Raw genomic sequence first — 21958 nt, forward strand, 5'->3', positions numbered from 1 at the left:
GCGCGATCGCTAGCCGCGGATGATCGCGTGCCCCCGCCGCAGCCACGCGCCCGCGTGCGGGCGGACCACGGCGCTGTCGCGGACGATGGTCGTGCCGCCCAGCAGCACGCGTTCGATCTGATCGACCGGCTGGCCGTCAGCGGGCGGCTGGGCCAGCACGAGGTCGGCGATCGACCCGCGGTCAATCTCATGCTTGTCTGTGGGGGTGTAGCGTCCGAGCAGTTCGAATCCCTGTCGCCAGTCGGCGATCGTTGTGGGGGCCGGCGTTGGCGCTGCCCCCTCACCCACGACGCCAATCAGTGCGGGCGGCAGGTCGTCCGGTAGGCATCCTAACCCTGATTGGCCGGTGCGCAGCAGGAAGCCAACATTGACTAGCGGGCGGGGGCGGTCGGTGATCGACCGCAGACGCTCGACGTCCTCCGATCCCTCATCTACGGTCAGCAGGAGGGTGCTTACCCCCGCCTGGGCGGCCTGCTCGCACAGCCGCGGGTCAAGGCCGCCGTCGGCGTCAAACGCTGCCGCGGCCTGGGCGACGCGCCCCGGCAGGCAGATCAGCCCTTCGGCGTCGATCCACGCGTCGCGTCGGTGAACATACAGGTCGCCGACGTCGACTATCCGCCCGTCGCCGCCACGGTCGGGCATCGCGGAGTTGGACGGCTTGTTGATCCCCAGGTCGAGCGTCGAGCCGGCGCCCCCCTCGTGCTGAATCACCCGTGCCCGCTGGATGAGTAGGTCAAACGACCCGCCGCCGCCGGCCCTAGCCAACTGGTCGTAGTCGTCCGGGGGTGACGCCTGGTAGTCGTCGGTCGCGATCGCCCGCAACCCTTCGACAAAGGCCTGGTAGTTGAGTTCCTCCAGAGCGGGGATATCACCGCCGGGCCAGCCTCCTGCTTCCAGCAGCACGGTTGCGACCCCCTGCGACTGCACCCACTCGCCGAACGCGCGGGGCATGTAGTCGGCGCCGTAGCGGGTGACGCGGCCTTCGCACAGCGGCCGAACACGGCGCGTGATGCTAGCGGCGACCCGGCGGGCCGCAACCACCGAGGGGGTCTGAGAGTTGTCGCGGTCCGGCGGCGGAACCAGCAGCGAGATCGAAACCGGGCCTTCGCCCGACCGCAGCCACCGGCGGTGGTCCTGGTTGTGGAGGTTGAAGCCGAAGTCGGGCCTCAGTTCGAGCACCGCCTGCCGCAGCACCCGCCCCTCGGGGGTGTCTGGGTCGCGTGCGTCGCGGTTCATGTCGACGCCCTGGGCTGTGACGCGCGTGCGTCTGGCGGCGCCATCGGGGTTGAGCAACGGAATCAGCAGGAGGGTGCAGCCGGCCAGGATATCTGTGGCGAGGGGCGACTCGGGCGCCTCGATCAGCATCCGCAATGTATTGAGCACTACCGTTGTGTAGGTCTGTTCGTCGCCGTGCATCTGAGACCAAGCCAGCACGCGACGCCCGCCGTTGCCGATCTTGAGCAGCTCGATGTCGCGTCCGTCGTAGGAGGAGCCAATTGTGCTCCGCTCTGCGGCGCCGGGATGATCACGCAGCAGGGTGTCGATATAATCGGTTACCGCTTCCTTAGTCCAGCCATCGGTTGGGCAGGTTGCGGTGGGAGATTTGTTGGGCATGGATGTCGGCTCACTTCACAAGACAGGCCGGTCCGGGTGCAACGCGTTGCGGCTACGTGCCGTAGGCGGGGCGTTCTGACCGTGTCTTTTCCCGGGTCGCTCCTACGCGGCCGGCTGGTCTTAAGATACAACAACCCCCAGCGGGCGCCGAAACGGCCCGCGACCGCCGCCGGCGGCCAACGCACTGGGAGACAATAGCTTGGCGAATCAACTGGTCGACGCGATTGGACTGATGAGCGGCACCTCCGCCGACGGCGTCGACGCCGCGCTGGTCCGCACCGACGGCGAAGCGCACGTCGAGTTCTGCGGCGGCCTGACGGTCGACTACGAGCCGGAACTGCGGGCCCGTCTGCTCGACGCCTCGCAGCACGACGTGCCGCTCATTGAGGTGCTGCGTCTGGAGCGTGAGATCACCCAGCTGCACGCCGAGGCGGTCCGCGAGCTGCTGGCCCAGACCAAGGGCGGCAAGCACAAGCCCTCGATCGTCGGGTTTCACGGGCACACCGTCCGCCACGTGCCCCGCGAGCACCTCACCATGCAGATCGGCAACCCGTGGCTGCTGACCGAGTTGGTTGGCCTCCCGGTGGTGTCCGACTTCCGCCGCCACGACGTGGCCAAAGGGGGGGAAGGGGCGCCCCTGGTGTCGATGTTCCACCACGCTTTGTTCCAAGACTGCGAGCGGCCGGTCGGCGTGCTCAACCTGGGCGGCGTGGCCAACCTGACCTGGCTCGGCGCCGACGACCAGATTATCGCCGGCGACACCGGACCCGGCTGCGGCCTGCTCGACGAGTGGGCCCAAGAAATGGCCGGCCTTTCCCACGACACCGATGGGCAGCTGGCCCTCAAGGGGCGGGTCGATCAGTCGATCGTCGATGCGGCGCTCGCCGAGCCGTTCTTCCACAAGCGGCTCCCCAAGTCGGCCGACCGCTACGACTTCGACCACATCGACGTGTCGATGCTGACCGTCGAGGATGGCGCGGCCACGCTCTGCGCCGTCACTGTACAGGCGATCGACCGGGCCGTCAGCGTGCTGCCCGCGCGGCCGGGGACGCTGTGGGTCACTGGCGGCGGGGTGCACCACCCGGTGATCCTGAGCATGCTCCGCGAGTGCTTCAACGAGGTCCGCTCCGTCGACGAACGCAGCCTCAGCCCGGACACGCTCGAGGCAGAGTGTTTCGCGTGGCTGGCGGTGCGGCACAAACGGGGGCTGCCGCTTACGATCCCCGAGACAACCGGCTGCAGCGAGCCGGTCTCTGGCGGCTTCACCGCGACCTCGACCAAGAAGTAGGCCCGCCCGCGTCTGCTGTGTGCGGGGCGGTCCGGGGGCTAGCCGCGGCGTGTTCTCCACGCGGCGAGCGGCGCGATCGGTGCGGAACGCTGCGACGCTAGTGGGGGCCGGCACCATTGCTGCTCGCATGGTCGCTCGTCTGAGCCGGCGAGGTATGGGGAGGGGGCGCCGCCGGCGAGGGGATGCTCTGCAACGCACGGCCGATGTGCCCCCCCGAGGCCGCGAGCAGCTTGCGGGCCTCGTCGGCGTTGACGTTCGCCTGCCATGCAACGATGGCGGTCTTTACCTCCCACTCGCACGCCTCGAGCTGCTGGAGGCAGGCGTCGCTCTCCAGGCCGGTGACCTCGCGGACGATGCGGGCCGCACGCGCAGTGAGCTTGGTGTTGGTGGCCTGCAGGTCCACCATCAGGTTGCCATAGGTCTTGCCGAGCAGGATCATCGCCCCGGTGCTGAGCGTGTTGAGCACCAGCTTGGTAGCGGTGCCCGCCTTGAGCCGGGTCGAGCCGCTGACCACCTCAGGCCCCACCACCGGCGTGATCGCCAGGTCGGCTTCGGCCGTGATCACCGACGCGCTGTTGCAGCTCAGGGCGACCGTGTAGGCGCCGCACTCACGAGCGTACCGCAGGCCGCCCACCACGTACGGCGTGCGGCCGCTTGTGGCGATGCCGACACAAACGTCGAGCGGGCCGACGTTGATGTTCTTCAGATCGACCGCCGCCAGGTTCGGATCGTCCTCCGCGCCCTCAACCGCCTTGAGCAGTGCGCCGTGACCGCCGGCGATAATCCCAATCACCTGACCGGGGTCAGAGTTGAACGTTGGGGGACACTCCGCCGCGTCGAGCACGCCGAGCCTGCCGGATGTGCCAGCGCCGAAGTAGATCAGCCGCCCGCCCTGAGCCAGCCGGTCAGCAGTGACGCTTACCGCCTCGGCGATCGCCTGCTCTTCAGCGGCGACCGCGGCCGCGACCTTCGCGTCCTCGCTGTTGATCAACCGCACGAATTCGAGCGCCGAAAGCGAATCCAGCTTCTCAGAAGCAGGGTTCCGGGACTCGGTGATAAGTTTGTCGAGCATGCTTTTTTGGGTTCGTGTCGGTGACGGCCGAACGCCTGGCAGGAGCAGTTGGAGGGAGGCGTTAGGTCTGGCCCCACGCCCTTCATACGATCCTATCTACTGGGTACGAGCGGTCCCAGATCAGATGCGCGAATGTGAGATAGAACTGCGCTGCCTCTCGTCGTGGCCCTTGTCACCTGCCAATACGATCGATGTAGATCAGTCTATTGCCGCGCCAAAATCCCGCGTCTTGATTACGCTGAAGGATCACCCGTTTGCAAGCAGATACGGGTACGTGCACCCCCGCCGGGGGTTCGTGGCGGGCACGCCGGAACAGAGAGCACCTGATGACCAAACGCGTATCACCCCAGACGCCGCGACTCGGTCGCGCCGCGCGCCGGCTGTCGCTCGAGCCGCTTGAGCCGCGCCTCGCGCTGTCGTCCGCCGGGCTGATTGATATCGGCGCGCAGCCTTCCGGCGCGCTCGACGGCAAGATCGTCTACCTGCACGGCGGGCACGGCTACACCGCCGACAACCTGGGCAACGGCTCTTGGACCTCACAGCGGCCGCTGCTGTACCGGATGGTCGAAGACATGGGCAACCACGATCAGATGTCCTACCTCGCCCAGTACCTGTTCGATGCGGGCGCGACCGTCGTGCCGCTGAGGCCGGTTGGACACCAACCGAACGAGGTCGTGCTCGACAACGACGATGTCGAGGTCACGTTCACTGGCGCGTGGTCCGACAGCAGCGCCAGCATCTACTTTGGCGACCCCGGTGACGTCCCGTACCGGTTCGCGTCGACCTCGTCCACCCAGACGGCCGCCGCTCAGTACCGTCCCAACATCTCCGAGCCGGGCTTCTACCCCGTGTATTCCTGGACGCGGTACGGGTCCGACCGCGCCGCCGACCAGCTCTACCGGGTGCACCACTCGGGCGGCGTCACGGAGGTGACGGTCAACCACCGGCGGGTCGGCAACGGCACCGTCTACTTGGGGACGTACTACTTCGAGGCTGGCACGGACGGCTACGTGGAGATCAGCAACGAGTCGAGCGAGTCGGGCCGAGTCGTCATCGCGGACATGATCCGCTTCGGCAACGGGGTAGGGGATATCAATCGCGGCGGCGGCGTCTCGGGGTTCGACCGCGAAGACGAGGCCGCGCTCTATTGGATTCAATGGCACGTGGACCACTCGCAGGGGGTGTCCACGTCGACCTACCGCAGCAGCTCCGAGGACCGCTCCGCAACGGTGGGCGCGGCGCCAAGGTACGCCGAGTACATGAACCGCGAAGCCGACGGCGACCTGTCGGATCGGCTGTTTGTCAGCTTCCACTCTAACGCCGGCGGTGGCCGCGGCGTGGTCGGCCTGCACAACACATCCAGCGGGGGCGACACGCCAAACCAGCTGTTCCTCGCCCAGACGCTCGCCGAGCAGGTAAACGACGACCTGGTCGCCCAGAACGGCGACTTCGAGCACAACTGGTTCAACCGGACCAGCCTAACCTACCAGGCGTCGTTCAATTACGGCGAGATCAACAACGCCTACATCGACGACGAGTTCGACGCCACGATCGTCGAAACCGCCTTCCACGATAACGAGTTCGACGCGGAGCTGATGCGCGACCCCCGGGTCCGCGACGCGATCGCCCGGGCCACCTACCAAGGGATCGTCGACTACTTCCACGCGATCGACTCCGGCGCCACGCCCGACACGGACGCCCCCGGCCAGCCAACGGACGTGTGGGTTGAAACGAAAACCGCCGGCGAGGCGGTGGTCCACTGGACTGCGGGCGCCGCGAACGGCTACGCGGGCGGACCCGCAGCAGGATTCACCGTGTACGCGTCGACCAACGGCTACGGTTTCGACGGCGGTCGGTACGTCGCGGGCGCCGGTGCAACCTCGCTAGTGATCACCGGCCTGGACCCGGCGCAGGCCTACTTCTTCAAGGTCGTGGCCAACAACCAGGGGGGCCAGTCCCCCGCCAGCGAAGTGGTCGCCGCCAGCGCCTCAGGAGGGCAGGAGCGGGTCCTCATCGTCAACGGGTTCGATCGGCTCGACCGCTCACTCAATCCGACGCAGACGTTCGTCCAGGGCGGGCTGCTCGAGCGGGTCCGGCCGCGTCAGAGCAACTCCTTCGATTACGCGGTTCAGATGGCGTCTGCCATCCATTCGGCCGCGCCCGGGCTGTCCATTAGCACCGCCGCAAACGAGCTGGTAGCCAACGGCACGGTCGACCTGACGGACTACGATGCGGTGTTCTGGATCCTCGGCGAAGAGTCGACCGCCGACCAGACGTTCGACGTCAGCGAGCAATCAGCAGTAGCCTCCTACCTGACAGGAGGCGGCAAGCTGTTTGTCTCTGGCGCCGAGATCGGCTGGGAGCTCGACAATCTCGGCGGCGGGCAGTCGTTCTACAACAACACCCTGCGGGCGGAGTACATCGCCGACGACGCCAACACCTACCAGGCTACGGGCGCGGTCGGGTCGATCTTCGAGGGGATCAACCTGACCTTCGACGACGGAGATCTGTACTACGACACCGAGTACGCCGACGTCATCGCCCCCTCGGGCGGCGCGTCGCCGGCGCTGTCTTACGGGAACGGCGCGGGGACTGCCGCCGTGCAGTTCTCCCAAGGCGAAGAGCGGGTGGTGATGCTCGCCTTCCCATTCGAGACGATCACCGATGCAGCCGTCAGAGCCGAGATGATGGCGCGGGTGATCGACTTCTTCGACGCGGGCGGTGGCGGCGTACCGACCGTGACCATCCAGGAGATCCTAGACAACGACGACGGCCCCGCTACCTACACCTCCACCACCGGATGGATCACCAGCAGCGACCCTGGATATCAAGGCGGGACCTTCCAGTTCAATTTGGTCGGCGGACAGGGCCAGGCCCAGTGGCGCACGACGCTTCCTCTAGCAGGAACCGCCCAGGTCTACGTGCAGCACACCGCCGCAGGCAACCGCGCAACCGGCGCACGCTTCGAGGTCACATCCGGTGATCGGAGCATCAGTCAAAGTGTTAACCAAACCGCCAACAATCTGCAGTGGGTTTTGCTCGGGAGCCTGCCCGTCGAGGCCGGCGAGCTTACCGTCACACTGGACGTTGCGTCGAGCACCGGCCCGGCCAACTCGGTGATCGTCGCCGACGTCGTCCGAGTGGTGCTGACCGCTCCGATGCCTCCCTCGGGCGACTTCAACGATGACGGTTTCGTCGACGCCGCTGACTACACCGTGTGGCGGGACCAGAAGGACCAAACTGTCGAGCCGGGCACGGGCGCCGACGGAAACTTCGATGGCATTGTCGATTCCCAGGACTACCAGCTGTGGCGATCACAATACGGCACAGCGATCGTGACGCCGACGCCAATTGTCATCGACACACCGACGGCCGCCACTCTTGAGCAAAGCCCATCCGTCGCAATGTCGCCAGCCACTGCGCAAGAACCGACGCCCACGCCGATCGAGCCGGCGTCACCCGGCCAACAGCTCGCACCGCTGCCTGCGACCGCGACAGCCGAAGTGGTCGGAGAGCCCGTGATTCAGGACATCGTTTCGAGCGAACGAAACAACCAGTTGCTGCTGCTCTTCACAGACAATCCAACAGCTTCTTCCTCAGAGTTGGTCCTCGTCGAAGCGCTCTTTGACACCGACCAATCCGACGAGGAAGAGCCCGCCCGAGACGCCGTGTTCGCCCGATTTGGTTCTTCTGAAGTCTGATACGGTTTGCCACCAGAACGGCGGTCAATCCGCCGAATGTGGTGGTGCGCAACGCCGAATCGCTCGGCGCGAGAGCCGACACACACAGGTTGACGCAGAGGTGCACACACGCTCGCGAATGCGCGAGAAAACCCTGCGCAATGCGATGTAGATATTCTCGTAAATCACAGCCAGATTGGAAGAGAAGGGCGCGCGATGCCCTCTTTGCCAGAACAACTCATCCAGCCGTTTGAACAACTTCCGCCCGGAGCTATCGCCATGACGACCCGCCTTGCCTGGCGCCTCGCAGCCCTACTGCTCATCGCAGGAACCGCCCCTGCCGACATCATCATCGTTGATGAAGACTTCGAGTCGTACAATAACGACTCGGAACTGTGGAACGTCTGGGCGCCCATAGTGGCCGAGTCCGACGCCGGGTTACTTGAGGATGGCACGTTCATCCCCAATGCGTTCCCTGAGGGTGGGCAAGGTGTCGACCACATCGGAGGCCCGGTGAACGAGTACGTCCCCGCTTTGGGCAACGAAGGAAGCGGTGAGGCAATCGTGCCATCGGCTACTCAAAGCATCGTGCTGTCCGGTGATATCTTCGACACGGAGGCCGCCGGTAACAAGCGCATGACTATCGGGCTTCGAAACAGCTCGGTGCCCTCGAATATCATTGAGCTGGGTCTGTACAACTCTTTCGGCGTCACCGAGCCCAACGACGTCGATAGCCCGTCCTACGGTTTTCGATTGGTGCTGTTCTCAGGTGGCAGCACTGGCTACCTCGGTGGCTGGGTGCCTATCCTGCTTGACCCATCGCTGGACACGGCGCCGGAAGGCGAAGAGCCTGACGGGGTTGTTGGACCGGGCGACATCGGCGAAGCGTGGCATCGCTACACGGCAACGATTACCCCAACCGACATTACAGTCACGATGGACCTGTTTCGAGATGGGCTAAACAACGCCACTCAGGAAGCCGGCGTCGACTTCACCCAGACCCTAGACATCGTAACGTCGGCCGATGGCTTCGACAGCTTGAGAATCGGCGGCCCATCAAACTCCTCCTCCGCCGGCGGCGGCGTGGTGTTCGACAACATCTCCCTGACGTTGGTCGATGTTGACGCCCCCAGCCTAATCGGCGACTACAACGGCGACGGAACGGTTGACGCCGCGGACTACACCGTGTGGCGTGACACGCTGGGTGACAGCGTCACCGCCGGCGAGGGCGCCGACGGCAATAACAACGGCGTCATTGACACCGGCGACTACGACGAGTGGGTCGCCAACTATGGCGCCACGAGCGCCGCACCGTCGGCTGCTGCTGCAGCGCCCGAGCCCGCAACGCTGGGTCTGCTGCTGGCTGGATCGCTTGCCCTGGCGGCATCGCGTCGCCGGTTCGCAGGCGCGTAGTCGTCGGTCATGGCCGAGTTGCCGGAGATTCAGTAAAGGTCGTTGCACCTGCCAGGGCCCGATTGAGCCCTGGCAGGGCCAACTCACAACGCTCAGCGTATCTGTGCGTCCGCGGAGGCTAACGTGCACAGCGACACCGTAAACGCGAAGCAATGCGGCTTTTCGCATGCGTGAAGCGCTGAGTCCGTTGCGCAAATTTGACAACATACTCATTTCAATTGGTTTAGATTGGAAGCTAGCTAGACGCCGCTCAGGGCTTCGCACCTGGACACTGCATTCGGGACAAGAGAGCAAGCGACAATCCGCGTCATTCCGACACCTTAAGAACGGGAGCTTGAGCTAATGAAGAGAATCATCCTCGCTGCTGCAGCAGCAATCCTTCCAGCGTTGTGCGCCAACGCTGCGACAATCGTCATGGAGGATTTTGAATCGTACGCCGACGACGCAGCGCTGGCAGGCGTGTGGTCGTTGGGGGATGGATCTCTCGACAACGTGCTGGCCAACCCTGGTCAGTCGCTCTACCATCCAGGCACCGGCGCGTCCTTTTCCGGCGGAAACACCAACTCAATCAGCTTTGCCGAGGTCGCTCCCGGACCTGGAGAGAAGCTGATCTTCTCTGCCGACATCTACGACAACGGCGCCTCGGCTAACAAGCGGACGACTGCCGGTCTTCGTAAGGCAGCGGGCGCCAACATCATCGAGCTGGGCATGTACAACAGCCCCGCGCACTACGCCTACCGTTCCATCTTGTTCGGCCCTGGCGACCCCAGTTGGGTGGCGTTCAGCAACATCGTCGACGACGACGGGATGCCGATCGACAACGAGCCGATCGCTGGCTGGCACCGCTTCTCCGCCGTGATCAGCGAGACGAACATCGATTTCTCGCTCGACCTGAATGCAGATGGTGTGATCAACGCCACGGCTTCGGTGGCCATCGCGCCGGTGGATCCCGGGTTTGACATCATCCGCCTGGGAGGTCCGTCTGACCTAAGCTCCGGCGGCGGTGGTGTAAACATTGACAACGTATCGCTGGTGCGTACTCCCGAACCGAACGCCATCGGACTGGCGCTCGTGCTCGGTTCGTGCGGCGTCCTGCGTCGCCGCAAAGCGGCCTAAGCGATACTTGCAGACCAGCCGTGGCAGAGGCGGCTGTTTCTTGCAGGCGGAAGACGAAGGGGGCGCGGCCATTAGGCCCGCCCCGGTGGAGACCGGGCGTCGCCTACGCGTCTTGGCAGAAATGCCAAGACGCTTTTTTTATGCCCTCACGCAGGTGCGCATCAGCGAGACGCGAGTGCGCACTTTCCGCAAGGCGCACGCCCCCTCAGCGGGTATCGTAAAGGCATGAAGTGCATACCTTTGCTGGCGTCTGTGATCGCCGTTGCCGCCTGCGCCTTGACGACCTCCGCACCGGTGCGAGGGGCGGCCCCCCCTCAGATCGAAAGCGAGTTCCGCGCCGCCTGGATAGCGACCGTCGCGAACATCGACTGGCCGTCGAAGCCCGGGCTGTCGGTCAAACGGCAGAAGCAAGAGTTCGTCGACCTGCTCGACGCGGCCGTCGACCTGAACCTGAACGCCGTTGTGCTGCAGGTGCGGCCTGCGTGCGACGCCATCTACCGCTCCGAGCTGGAGCCCTGGTCCTCGGTGCTATCGGGCCGCATGGGCGTTGCCCCAGACCCCGCGTACGACCCGCTGGAGTTCGCGGTCGCCGAGGCGCACCGCCGCGGCCTGCAGCTGCACGCTTGGTTCAACCCCTATCGGGCGTCACACCCTTCTTACAAGGGTGAGCTCTCCTCGGACCACGTCAGCGAACGCCTGCCCAACTCGGTCGTCGAGTACGGCTCCTACCTGTGGCTCGATCCGAGCGACGCTGATGCAGCGAAGCACTCCCTGGACGTGATTCTCGACGTGGTCCGCCGGTACGACATCGACGGCGTTCACTTCGACGACTACTTCTACCCCTACCCAATCACCCAAACCGCCGAGGACGCGAACAACGGTCTGGAGGGCGGCGTCGCGAAGAGCGGCAAGGTCCCCTTCCCCGACGACCGCAGTTGGAACGCGTACGTCGCATCCACCGACGCAGGCGAGCGTCTTGCCAGGCCCGACTGGCGACGGCAGAGCATCAATAACTTCGTGCGAGACGTCTACCATGGCGTTAAGCGAGAGAAGCCGCACGTGCTGTTCGGCATCAGCCCGTTCGGCATCTGGAGGCCCGGCCACCCGGCATCGGTCGTCGGATTCGACGCCTACGCCGAGCTCTACGCCGACTCCAAGCTTTGGCTGGAGGAGGGCTGGGTCGACTACTTCACCCCGCAGCTCTACTGGCCGGTCCGCTCATCGGGGCAGAGCTACCCCGTGCTGCTGGAGTGGTGGACGCGGCAGAACCCCCACGGGCGGCCGATCTGGCCCGGCCTGTTCACGTCCAAGGTGCGTCAATCACCGCGTGGCAAAGACTGGGGCGCCAGTGAGATCGTCGAGCAGGTTCAGATAACCCAAGCCTTTGATGACGCCGGCGGAAATGTGCACTTCAGCATGAAGGCCCTGTCCCAGAACTACGGCGGCGTCGCGGACGCGCTCCGCGAGGGCCCCTACCGCACCCCCGCCCTGCCGCCCAACTGCGGCGCACTGGGCGGCGCTAGCGCCCCGCCCGCCCAGCCCACCGCTACACTAGATGCGGGTCGGATCCGCCTCCAGCCCGACGCGGCGCCCTGGCTGTGGGCCGTGCAGACACGCGACGCTTCCGGCTGGACCACCCGGGTGCTACCGGGTGCGACGGAAAGCGTTGAGGTCGCCAACGGCGCGCAAGAGGTGGTCATTACCGCGGTCGATCGCCTGGGACAACGCAGCGTGCCCGCACGGGTCGTCCCCCAGTAGCCCGAACGCTCCCGACTAGGTTCCGCATGGCGTCCCCGACCACTACCGAGCGCGAGGAGCGGCCCGCATCTGTCGCCACGGCCCCTCCGGCCGAGCCGCCCGCCGGCGCGTCGGCCGCCTGGTGGTGGATCCCGACGCTCTACTTCGCCGAGGGGGTGCCGAACGAGGTTGTGATGTCGCTGGCGGGCGCCATGTACGCGCTGCTGGGGATCGGCAACCAGGAGATGGCCCTCTACACCGGCATGCTCTACCTGCCGTGGGTCCTGAAGCCGTTGTGGAGCCCGCTGGTTGACGTGCTCGGCACGCAGCGGCGGTGGATCATCGGCACGCAGGTCGCCCTCGCCGCTGGCTTCCTGGGCGTCGCGGTCGCGTTGCCCACCGCCGGGTTCTTCTTCGGATCGCTGTGCTTCCTGTGGGTGCTGGCGTTCAGCTCCGCGACCCACGACATCGCCGCCGACGGGTACTACATGTCGGCACTGCCCGAGAAGAGCCAGGCCTGGTTCGTCGGCATCCGGAGCACGTTCTACCGCGGCGCCAAGTTCTTTGTTTCGGCCGTGCTGCTGGCTGCCGCCGGCAGGCTCAGCGGCGTGCTGCCTGAACAGCAGGCGTGGGCGTGGACGTTCGGCCTGGCTGCGCTGACCTACGTGGTGCTCGCGGCCTACCACGCGTGGAGCCTGCCGCCGCAGGTGGCCCCGCCCCGATCGGGCAGAACGGCCGCCGGCCTGCTGAGAGACCTGGGCGACACGTTCGTCTCGTTCTTTGAGAAGCCCGGCGTGGTCGTGGGCATCGCGTTCCTGCTCCTGTACCGATTCTCCGAAGCGCAGCTCGGCAAGATCGCTCAACCGTTCATGTTCGCGTCCCGCGCCGACGGCGGCTTGGCGCTCAGCCCGGAGAGCGTCGCGGTCATTTACGGCACCTTTGGTCTCCTCTTCCTGACACTGGGCGGCATCCTCGGTGGGTTCGCCATCGCCAAGCACGGGCTGCGGCCCTGGTTCCTGCCGATGGCGGTCGCGATCAACATCCCCAACGTGCTCTACCTGGTGCTCGCCACCACCCAGCCGGAGCAGCTGTGGCTAGTTGGGCTGGCGGTTTCGGTAGAGCAGTTTGGCTACGGGTTCGGCTTCGCGGCCTACCTGATGTACATGCTCAAGATCTCCCGCGGGGCTCACCAGACCGCACACTATGCGCTGTGCACCGGCTTCATGGCGTTGGGGGTCATGCTGCCGAGCATGGCGTCGGGCTGGGTGGAGGAGCGTCTGGGCTATGTCGGCTTCTTCTGGTGGATCCTCGTGGCGACCATCCCCAGCTTCGTCATCACCGCGGTCGCGCGGCGGGGAGTGGTGGATTGAAAACCACCCCACCCACCGCGCCCGTGCTGATCCGACCGATGACCCCAGCCGACACGCACTCCGCCAGGCTGCTGTGGAACCGCTCGGCGGAGCACGACTTCCTCTCCGGCAGGCTCTTCGAGGAAAAAGTATCCGGCGAGCCAACTGGCGCCACGCTGCTTGCCGAGCACGAGGGCAGTGCGGTCGGTTTGGTGGTCACCGCGTCCGATCCTGCCGGCGAGCGTGGCTTCATCAAGCTGCAGGCCACGCTGCCGGAGTGGCGTGGACGCGGCGTCGGCTCGGAGCTGCTCGCCGCCGCCGAGGCGGCGCTCCGCCAGCAGGGCTACCGGACCGTGAGGATCGCCGAGTCGGCGCCCAACTACCTGACGCCCGGCGTCGACGTCCGGTACGAATCGGCCCTGCGGTTCTACAGCCAACGTGGCTACCAGGAAATCGGCCGCGCCCAGAACCTCTCGGTCGACCTCGAGCAGTTTGAGGCCGCCCGACCGAGTTCAACATGTGTGGTCCCCCTCGACTGGAAGGTGCGCCGCGCCACCGACGAGGACCTCGACTCGCTGTTCGCTCTGCTCGCCGCGCACTGGCCCAGCTGGCGCCCCGAGGTGTCGACCTCGCTGCGAACGAGCCCCGGGTCGGTCTTCGTGGCTTCCCACGACAACCGCGTGCTAGGCTTCGCCGCGTACGACGGCAACAATGTGGGCTCCGGCTGGTTCGGCCCGATGGGCATGTCCCCGGAGATGCGGGGGCAGGGCGTTGGGCAGGCGCTCCTGCTGCAGACGCTGCACGACATGCGGACCATCGGCTACCGGCGGGCCATCATCCCGTGGGTCGGGCCGGTGGAGTTCTACGAACGGGCGGTCGGCGCTCGCGCCTCGCGTCAGTTCGTCCGACTCGAAAAACAACTCACAGACTGACTATGGAAACCGCCGTGGCGCCCACAACCGAGCAGCTCACGCTGGAAGAAAAACTCGCTCAGCTCATGTTCGTGCGGATGGGCTCCAACCTGCCGCCGATCGTGACCGCCTCGGACGACGAGCAACGCGTCGCCGAACTGCTGGAGCGCTGCCCGATCGGCGGGCTCCTGCTGTTCAACGGCGTGTGGCCCCACGTGCGCGACTCGCTCACCCGCCTGCAGGCCAAGTCGCGCGTCCCACTCCTCGTCTCGGCCGACCTCGAGCGCGGCGCCGGGCAGCAGGTCGGTGGGCTCACCGTGTTCCCGCACGCCCGCGCCTTCGCCCAACTCGGCGATCAGGCCGAATCCTCCCTCCGCGACGCAATCTCCATCACCGCCCGCGAGGCGCTGCAGGCGGGCGTGCAGATCCTGTTCGCTCCGGTCGCGGACGCAAACACCAACCCGCAGAACCCGATCATCGCCACCCGCGCGTACGGCGAGGACCCCGCCGAGGTCGCGCGGCTCGTGGCCGTTGTGGTCGAAGCCGCCGGCCAGGCGGGCGCGCTCGCCGCCGCCAAGCACTTCCCCGGCCACGGCGACACCAGCCAGGACTCGCACGACGGGCAGCCCTGCGTCGACCGCCCGGCCGACGAGCTGCACGCCTGCGAGCTGCCCCCCTTCCGGTCCGCCATCCAGTCGGGCGTCCCGCTGATTATGTCGGCCCATGTCAGCTACCCTGCTCTCGACCCAACCGGCGAGCCGGCCACGTTCTCCAAGCCGATCCTCACCGACCTGCTGCGCGGCGAGCTCGGGTTCACCGGCGCGGTCTGCTCCGACAGCCTGCTGATGGCCGGCGCGCGCGACCGCTACCAGTCCGAGGGCCAGATGGCCGCGGCGGCCTTGTTGGCGGGCGTCGACATGCTGTTGGACCTGGCGGACCCGGCCGCGGCGGTCGCGGAAATGGCGGAGCTGGTCCGTTCGGAACAAATCCCCGAGGCCCGCGTCAACGAGGCGGTCGGCCGGGTGCTCAAGCTCAAAGCGAAGATCGCCAACCAGGCGCCGCACGCCGATCCGATCCCGGCAGAGCAGGTCCAAGAGCACAAGCGCACGGCCGCCGCGATCGCCAAGGCAGCGATCCGCGTGGTCTCACCGGCCGGCGGCGCCCCGCCTCGACTGGCGCCCGACAAGCCGACCACCGTGGTGCTGATGAAGCCGTTCAACCTGCCCAGCGACCCCGCCCAACAACCACTGGCCGCGGCCATCCAGCAACGGATCCCCTCCGCCCAGTACTTCGAGTTCGGCCCCGACGTCGACGCCGACCTCCGCGACCAAGCGGTCGCCGCCGCCCAAAACGGCGGGCAGCTTCTCGTGGCGATCATCGCCAAGCCCGCGGCCTGGCACGCGTTCGGGATGACCGACCCGCAACGCCAACTGGCGGACGACCTGGCCCAACTCGACGGCGCCGTGATCGCGTCGCTCGGCGTGCCCACCATCCTGCAGGACTTCCCCGCCGCGGTCCCCAAGCTCTGCACCTACAGCGACGTGCCCGACTCCCAAACCGGCCTGGCCGACCTGCTCTGCCCGACCGCCTAGCCTCGCCCAAACGCCCCCCCGCCCAGCGACTAGCACCCGCTTCGTCCGATTCGTTTTGTCCAAGAACACGAGCGAAGGGGACAAAACCCCGGCCACACCTCCTCCCATCTGTCTCCGTAACTGTCAGCAGTTAAAAACGTTACGGATATCGCCCCTCAACATGCCCATAGGGTTTTGTCCGATCGCGTGCACCTCCGGGGACCAAATCGGACAAAACCTGCTTCGCCGCACCCGCGTGTGAGAGTGTTCGGAGCTCCAGTCCGCCGGCCAGCGCCGAGTGAATTCGGGCTCTGAGAGTCGGCCCACCATCGAGTATCAGGGGTGTCCACAGAGCAACGAACCCCCGTAGCCCCGAACCGTGCCAACCGCGCAGCAGCCACCAAAGGCGCCGCCCGCTGTGGGCACGCCGCGCGCGACCGACCACCCCTCATTGGATCACGGCAGGTGGCCGGTTTCTACGCAAATCCAGGCAAGAACTAGGGCATCGCCCCCCCTGTAACACGGTGGTCCTCCACCGTGGGCGCCGCGAGCCCGAGGGGAACGCGAACGGCGAGTAGGAGTTCCTAGCTAATCCTGCGCAGGACCTCGAAGCCGACGCGGGTTTGAGCTGCTAAACAATCGCGGAGGTGTGCTGCATGTACGCAGGCTTGATTGCACTTTCGGCGTCGCATTAGACTGGCCCCGAGCGGTGCCTATAGGGCGGCCTCAGGGCTATTGGCAAGTGGTCACCTCGGTGATGATGCGGTGGGGTCTCGCCTCGCGTTGACGTGGCATGCTCAGTGTCGCATTGGACCGCGTACCAATCACCTCCGCGAGAGACAATTAGCGATGGCCAAACTCATCTACCGCTCACGCATTATTTCGACTTCACTGAGCGCACTCGTATTGTTGATCGCGGCGTCAGCCGATCTTGCCGCGCAAGCGATCGGACGAGACGAGTCAACGACAGACAAGGTCCGCCAACCCGCCATAGAAGATCGGATCCGGTTGCTAGAACAGCGGGTACAGCAGCTTGAGTCTCAATTGCGTCAGCAGGCAGGCAGCGCCAGTGGAGGATCGAGTCGACCGGGCCTAGGCTCGAATCCTGCGCCACGTTTCTTCGACGCCAGTAAGAACTCTCGGTTCGATAGCGTACCAAAACTACCCGCCGCCGATTCAGTTACCTCGACACGATCGATCCGCGAACGCTTCGCCGGCGCATCGATCTATGTGTCGTTTGGTCCCGTGTCCAGACCGAGCAAGGTCGTCCAGGTCGATGCCGAAGGCGAAATACTTGGTTGTGTGACGACCCCCGGCTCAGCAATGGGCTTAGGTGTCGATGGCGACCGCTTGCTTTGCGTTCAGGCAAGTGCAAGGGTGGGGCAAGGCCAAGTACTCGCAATCGGCAAGGCCGGCGAGCTGAAGTCGGTGTTCAGCAATCCCACCCTGCTACCGGACACAATAGCGTTGTCGAGCAACCCACAGTGTGACTACTACCTTGTAGGCGATAACGGCGCCGATCGCGTAGTTCAGATCTCAAAGTCGGGCAGCGACGAGCCGATTGTGCGCTTCCAGCAACAGAGGTCGCCGAGTTTCCAAGACATATCAATCGCCTCGTGCAGCGACGGTAGTTTGCTCTACTGGAGCAATGACGTTGAAGGAATATACCGTCTCGCCGCTGGTGAATCGGAATTGCCGGACCGCCCATTAGTCTATGCCGAGTCTCGATTCGGCAACGCGGTGGCGGCGTCCCCGGTGTCGGGCAAGTGGGTTGCGCTGCTGCAGAGTCGGCTCATCTTGTTCGACGGCGAGAAGCCAGCGTCAGTCATCGGGTATCCGGCCGGCGAGAGACTATTCCGTGGCCTCGCCAGTTTTGTCGGAGACAGCCTGCTAGCGGTGGCGTTTCAGTCCGGCAATGTGTGGGCGATCGATCTAGAGAGCGGCGATCCCCTCAAGCTATTCAACGTCCGTTCGGACCGAACGATTGGGTTGAGTGTAGGAGAACAACTAGACTGGCCGGCGGCTGATAGCTCTCTCTCACAGGTGATTGTTGCCGCGCAATGACTCGCGGTATCCCCGTCTGGCACTCGGCGTCCCGGCTAGCCGGGCGCCATGCTCACACGCGAGAGCGGGTGAGCACTCTAGTTGTTGCATCCCCGTCAAGCACGCCGGCGCCGGCCGCGGCGATCTGACCGGATCTCTGAGCCGCACACCTCGCGGCGGTCTTCGGGTAGATTGGGCGTGCGATTGCACCGCACGCTACGACCACCCCACCGAACTCCCACCGTTGGCGGGTCGGGCCCCCGGGCCCGCCCCAAGAAGTACGCCATGTCGACCGACGAGCCGGCCCAGAAGCGGATTGCGTCCCTGGACCAGTTCCGGGGCTACACCGTCCTGGCCATGTTCCTGGTCAACTTCTTAGGCAGCTTCGAGGCGTGCCACTGGCTGCTTCGGCACCACAACGTGTTCTGCAGCTTCGCGGACACGATCATGCCGCAGTTCCTCTTCGCGGTCGGGTTCGCCTTCCGGCTCAGCTTCGAACGCCGGATCGAATCCCGCGGCGCGCCGGCCGCCTACGCCCGCATGGTCCGCCGCCTGCTCGGGCTCGTGCTGGTGAGCCTGGTCGTCTACTCCGCCGGCTCGAGGGCCGAGACCTGGGACCAGCTGTCCACGATGGGCGCCTGGGAGGCCGTGCGGGGGCCGCTGAAGAGCACCTGGTTCCAAACGCTGACGCACATCGCCGTCACCTCACTCTGGGTCCTGCCGGTGGTCCGAGCGGGCGTCGGTTGGCGGATTGCGTTCCTGCTGGGTTCGGCGGCGATCCACGTCGTGGCGTCGCACGCGTTCTACTTCCACTGGGTCAACAACGGGGCCCCCAACGGCATTGACGGCGGGCCGCTCGGGTTCCTCACGTGGGCCGTACCGATGATCGTCGGCACGCTCGCCTACGACGCTGTGGCCCAACCGGAGGGCCGCCGCCCGCTGGCGTCGATGCTGCTCTGGTCGGCCCTGCTGATGGCGGCGGGCTACGCGCTCTCCTGCGGGACGCGGTTCTACGACGCGCCGTCTGCCACGCAGCCCGCGGCGACGAAGCTGGCCAGCCAACCGGTCATCCCCACACCCGCGCAGGTGGCGACCGCCCGCGAGAAGGTGGCGAGCGGACAAGTCCTGCAACTGCTGGCCGAGCCGCCCTTCGTGCCGCCGCCCCACCCGGACGGCGACATCGGCAAGAGCCACCAGCTGCGGGCGTGGAACTACTGGATGATGAGCCAGCGGTCAGGCACGCTCTCGTACCAGGTGTTCGCAGCCGGGTTCTCGTTGGCGGTGTTCCTGCTGTTCTACGTCGGCTGCGACCTGTACGGCTGGCGGATTGGCGTGCTCTCCACCTTTGGCGCCAACGCCCTGGCGGCCTACGTCCTGCACATGATGGTCGACCACTCGGTCAAGTCGTTCATGCCGCGTGACGCCCCGGAGTGGTACATGTGGGGCGGGTGCGCCGTGTTTATCGGAGTCACGTACCTGCTGGTCCGCAGCCTGGAACTGCGGGGCATCTACCTGAAGCTGTAGCCCGACCTCCCCGACAGCGGAGGCTGAGCGATCTAGTGGCGTAACCCTCGCCACCACAAACGTCCGAGGCGTTTACTCCACTCTCGAACGTCTGCCAGACCCCAGCACCAAAGACCGCCTACCGCGAGCGACCCAGGAGCCGGTCGACGGTGACGAACTCGTACCCTCGTTCGTGCAGCGCATCGATCAACCGGGGCAGCAGGGGCGGCGCCCGGTCTTGCCGGGCGCTGCCGAGGTGGAGCAGCAGCAGGTGCCCGTTCAGACCGTTCGGCTCGGACTGCTCGTGCGTCAGGATGCCCTGGACCAGCTCCACCGATGGGAGAAATGCTTTGTGGCCCTCGGGGGCGAAGTCACGATGCGAGCCGGAACCCGGCGTGAAGTTGAACAGGCGGCAACCGGCGGCTGTGGCCCACTCCGCGTGGCGGGCGTTGTGCCACTCGTAGGGCGGGATGAACCAGACCGGGTCGCCCGCCGCTCCGCCGAGGGCCCGCACCTCGTCAAGGTTCTTCCGCAGGTCCTGCAGGAAGTCCTGTTTAGTCACGAGGATGCGTTCGCGGTCGTCCCAGGGCGCGTACAGCGGGTGGGCGTGGGAGTGCGGCCCGACGTAGTGGCCGCGGACGGCGGCGCGGCGGGTCCAATCGGCCATGCCTGGCTGGGCGAGGAAGTCGCCGGTCAGGAAGAACGAGGCTTTCACCCGGCGGTCCGCGAGCGTGGCGAGGATCTCCTCCGCGCCGTCGGTGTGCTCGCCGCCGGTGAAGACCAGCGCGATCTTGGCCTCGGCCGCGCTGCCGCGCACCACCGCGCCGTGGCTGATCTCTAGCTCGCCAGCCGCGTCGCCCGAGTCGCTCGCGTACGCCCCGTAGTGCGCCATGAAGTAGATCGCGCCGGCGGTGCCGTCCATCGTCGGCTCGTTGGTCGCGTAGTCGCCGAAGTCGTCGTGGTAGACGACATGATCGTTCTGGAAATCCTTGTACTCGTCGGCCTCGTTGAGCTGGACGCCGATGAGCCCGTCGAAGACCGAGCGGTAAACGGGGCCGTCGACCAGGCCACCGGGGACGTTCCTCCGGAACAGCTTCCAGACCCCGGTGTGAACGTCCAGCGGCGCGTCGCCATCGCGGGGGACGCCGGTAAACATGGTCGTCCCCCAGGGGTTGCGGCCCAGCAGCCAGTCGCGGTGCCGGGTCGCGTGCTCTCGGTAGCGGGAGTCGCCCGTCATGCGCTCGTACAGCAGCGCCTGGGTGATGAGCGCGGTCGTCAGGTTGTTGGAGCACCAGATGAACGGCACGCCGACGCCGTACACGTTGGTCTTCGCCCGCGCGACGGTCGCGTCCAGCCCGCTCCGGTAGTAGCCCGCCAGCTCTTCCTGGAACTCGGCGTCGACGTGCGGGAACAGGGCGAAGTGGCCGACGTTGACGAACGGGTAGTACTCGTAGTGGCCGGCTTGCTCGTGGTGCATCCAGCCGACATCGCCGGCGATCCGAGCGTAGCGCTTCGCCTGCTCTAGATTCGCAGGGTCGCCGGTCTCGCGGTAGAGCTCGGCGGCGCCCCACTCCATGTCGTCCGCCCACGTGGCCTCCGCGTACCGGTACGGGGCGCCATAGGAGTTCCCCTGCTGCGTGCCTTCGGCGGCGGCGCCCATCGCGTACAGCTCGCGAGCGGCGACCAGGCACCGCTGGGCAAAGACCGGGTCGCCACGCTCCTTCCACACCCGGTGGCCCATCGCCATGGCCGCGGCGCACCGACCGGCCAGGTTGGCGACCCCGTCGGAGTCGCTCTTGTACTGCTTCAGCCCCTGGGGCCGGCCATCGGCGAAGTAGAGCACCCGGTAGCTGTTGGGTCCCCACCCGTAGTCGGACGTGTCCGCGTCGGGCGACTTCCAGCCGGAGTGGTCGCGGTCGTCGGCGACCTGGTGGTACAGCTGGTCCGGTTCCGGGTGGAGCTTGTGGATCCAGTCGAGGCCCCAGCGAGCCTCGTCGAGCACGTCGGGCAGTCCGTTCGGGCCCGGCTGCCCTAGACGGTCGACGTGGTCGGCGAACTTGGTCGGCTCCAGCTCGTACGCCAAAAGCATCCGAGCCGTCGCGTTGCTGGCGGTCAGCAGGTACTTGAGCTGGTCGCCGGCGTCGTGCCACCCGCCGCTGGCGTCGACGAAGGTCCCGGCCGGCCTGGGCCCGTACGCGGTCCGGCCGTCCCGCTGGTGGCAGACCATGTCGAGCAGCGGGTTGTACCCACACCGCTGCTGCCGCATGAAGCCGAGCAGGTCTTCGACGTGGCGCCCGAAGGCGTCGGGGCCGATGCGGAAGGGCCGCGACTCGGCCCCACCGGGCTCCAGTCGGATCGCGTAGCGGCCTTCGGCCCGCAGGTCGGTAAAGTCGAGCCGGTAGTGATGGGCGAAGCTGTTCCAGCTGGACTCGTTGGCGGGCCGGGCTTCACCGGCGTAGACGACCCGGCCGCTTCCGACCTCGACGACGTGGAACTGCGTGGCTAATTCCTCTTCGCTGAACGCGATCGCCGACTTCGGATCGGACGCCAGGTACCCTAGCTGATTCGTCCTGATGTGGACCGGCTGAGCGGCAAAGCCGGACGAGCAAACCACCAGCGCCGACGCAACAACCGCCAAGCCGCGTGCCATCGTTCGCATAG

At 66.3% G+C, this 21958-nt stretch carries 13 protein-coding genes; 10 read left to right on the forward strand and 3 right to left on the reverse strand.

The window, feature by feature from the left end; genetic code table 11:
• Positions 1 to 9: 9 nt before the first annotated feature.
• Positions 10 to 1614, reverse strand: coding sequence for a M14 family zinc carboxypeptidase (locus KOR34_RS11655; RefSeq protein ID WP_146564754.1), 1605 nt, complete (start codon positions 1612 to 1614; stop codon positions 10 to 12).
• A gap of 199 nt (positions 1615 to 1813) precedes the next feature.
• Between KOR34_RS11655 and KOR34_RS11660 the strand changes: the two genes are divergently transcribed.
• Entirely contained in the window at positions 1814 to 2902 is a 1089-nt protein-coding gene (locus tag KOR34_RS11660) for an anhydro-N-acetylmuramic acid kinase (RefSeq protein ID WP_197531340.1), read from the forward strand.
• Between the two features lie 97 nt (positions 2903 to 2999).
• Here KOR34_RS11660 and murQ read toward each other — a convergent pair whose 3' ends face one another.
• On the reverse strand, positions 3000 to 3974 hold the full coding sequence (murQ, locus tag KOR34_RS11665; RefSeq protein WP_146564755.1) for an N-acetylmuramic acid 6-phosphate etherase: 975 nt from the start codon (positions 3972 to 3974) through the stop codon (positions 3000 to 3002).
• Between the two features lie 326 nt (positions 3975 to 4300).
• Here murQ and KOR34_RS11670 point away from each other — a divergent pair, with 326 nt between their 5' ends.
• The 9 genes from KOR34_RS11670 (at position 4301) to KOR34_RS11710 (ending at position 19318) form a co-directional block, all read left to right on the forward strand.
• On the forward strand, positions 4301 to 7675 hold the full coding sequence (locus KOR34_RS11670; protein ID WP_146564756.1) for a golvesin C-terminal-like domain-containing protein: 3375 nt from the start codon (positions 4301 to 4303) through the stop codon (positions 7673 to 7675).
• A 258-nt stretch (positions 7676 to 7933) separates the two neighbouring features.
• Complete coding sequence (locus tag KOR34_RS11675; protein WP_197531341.1) at positions 7934 to 9067, forward strand: PEP-CTERM sorting domain-containing protein; 1134 nt, start codon at positions 7934 to 7936, stop codon at positions 9065 to 9067.
• 342 nt (positions 9068 to 9409) lie between these two features.
• Positions 9410 to 10183, forward strand: a complete 774-nt coding sequence (locus KOR34_RS11680) for a hypothetical protein (protein WP_146564758.1) — start codon at positions 9410 to 9412, stop codon at positions 10181 to 10183.
• Positions 10184 to 10459: 276 nt separating this feature from the next.
• Complete coding sequence (locus KOR34_RS11685; RefSeq protein WP_197531342.1) at positions 10460 to 11941, forward strand: glycoside hydrolase family 10 protein; 1482 nt, start codon at positions 10460 to 10462, stop codon at positions 11939 to 11941.
• Positions 11942 to 11967: 26 nt separating this feature from the next.
• Entirely contained in the window at positions 11968 to 13290 is a 1323-nt protein-coding gene (locus KOR34_RS11690) for an AmpG family muropeptide MFS transporter (RefSeq protein ID WP_146564760.1), read from the forward strand.
• A gap of 23 nt (positions 13291 to 13313) precedes the next feature.
• On the forward strand, positions 13314 to 14201 hold the full coding sequence (locus KOR34_RS11695) for a GNAT family N-acetyltransferase (protein ID WP_197531343.1): 888 nt from the start codon (positions 13314 to 13316) through the stop codon (positions 14199 to 14201).
• Positions 14202 to 14203: 2 nt separating this feature from the next.
• A complete protein-coding gene (locus KOR34_RS11700) occupies positions 14204 to 15772 on the forward strand; it encodes a glycoside hydrolase family 3 protein (RefSeq protein WP_146564762.1) in 1569 nt (522 codons plus the stop codon).
• A gap of 828 nt (positions 15773 to 16600) precedes the next feature.
• A complete protein-coding gene (locus KOR34_RS11705; protein ID WP_146564763.1) occupies positions 16601 to 17815 on the forward strand; it encodes a hypothetical protein in 1215 nt (404 codons plus the stop codon).
• 264 nt (positions 17816 to 18079) lie between these two features.
• A complete protein-coding gene (locus KOR34_RS11710; RefSeq protein WP_146564764.1) occupies positions 18080 to 19318 on the forward strand; it encodes a heparan-alpha-glucosaminide N-acetyltransferase domain-containing protein in 1239 nt (412 codons plus the stop codon).
• A gap of 118 nt (positions 19319 to 19436) precedes the next feature.
• Here the strand turns inward: KOR34_RS11710 and KOR34_RS11715 are convergent, their stop codons facing one another.
• On the reverse strand, positions 19437 to 21956 hold the full coding sequence (locus tag KOR34_RS11715) for a glycoside hydrolase family 9 protein (protein WP_146564765.1): 2520 nt from the start codon (positions 21954 to 21956) through the stop codon (positions 19437 to 19439).
• Positions 21957 to 21958 lie beyond the last annotated feature (2 nt).

This window comes from Posidoniimonas corsicana, assembly GCF_007859765.1.
Lineage (GTDB): Bacteria > Planctomycetota > Planctomycetia > Pirellulales > Lacipirellulaceae > Posidoniimonas > Posidoniimonas corsicana.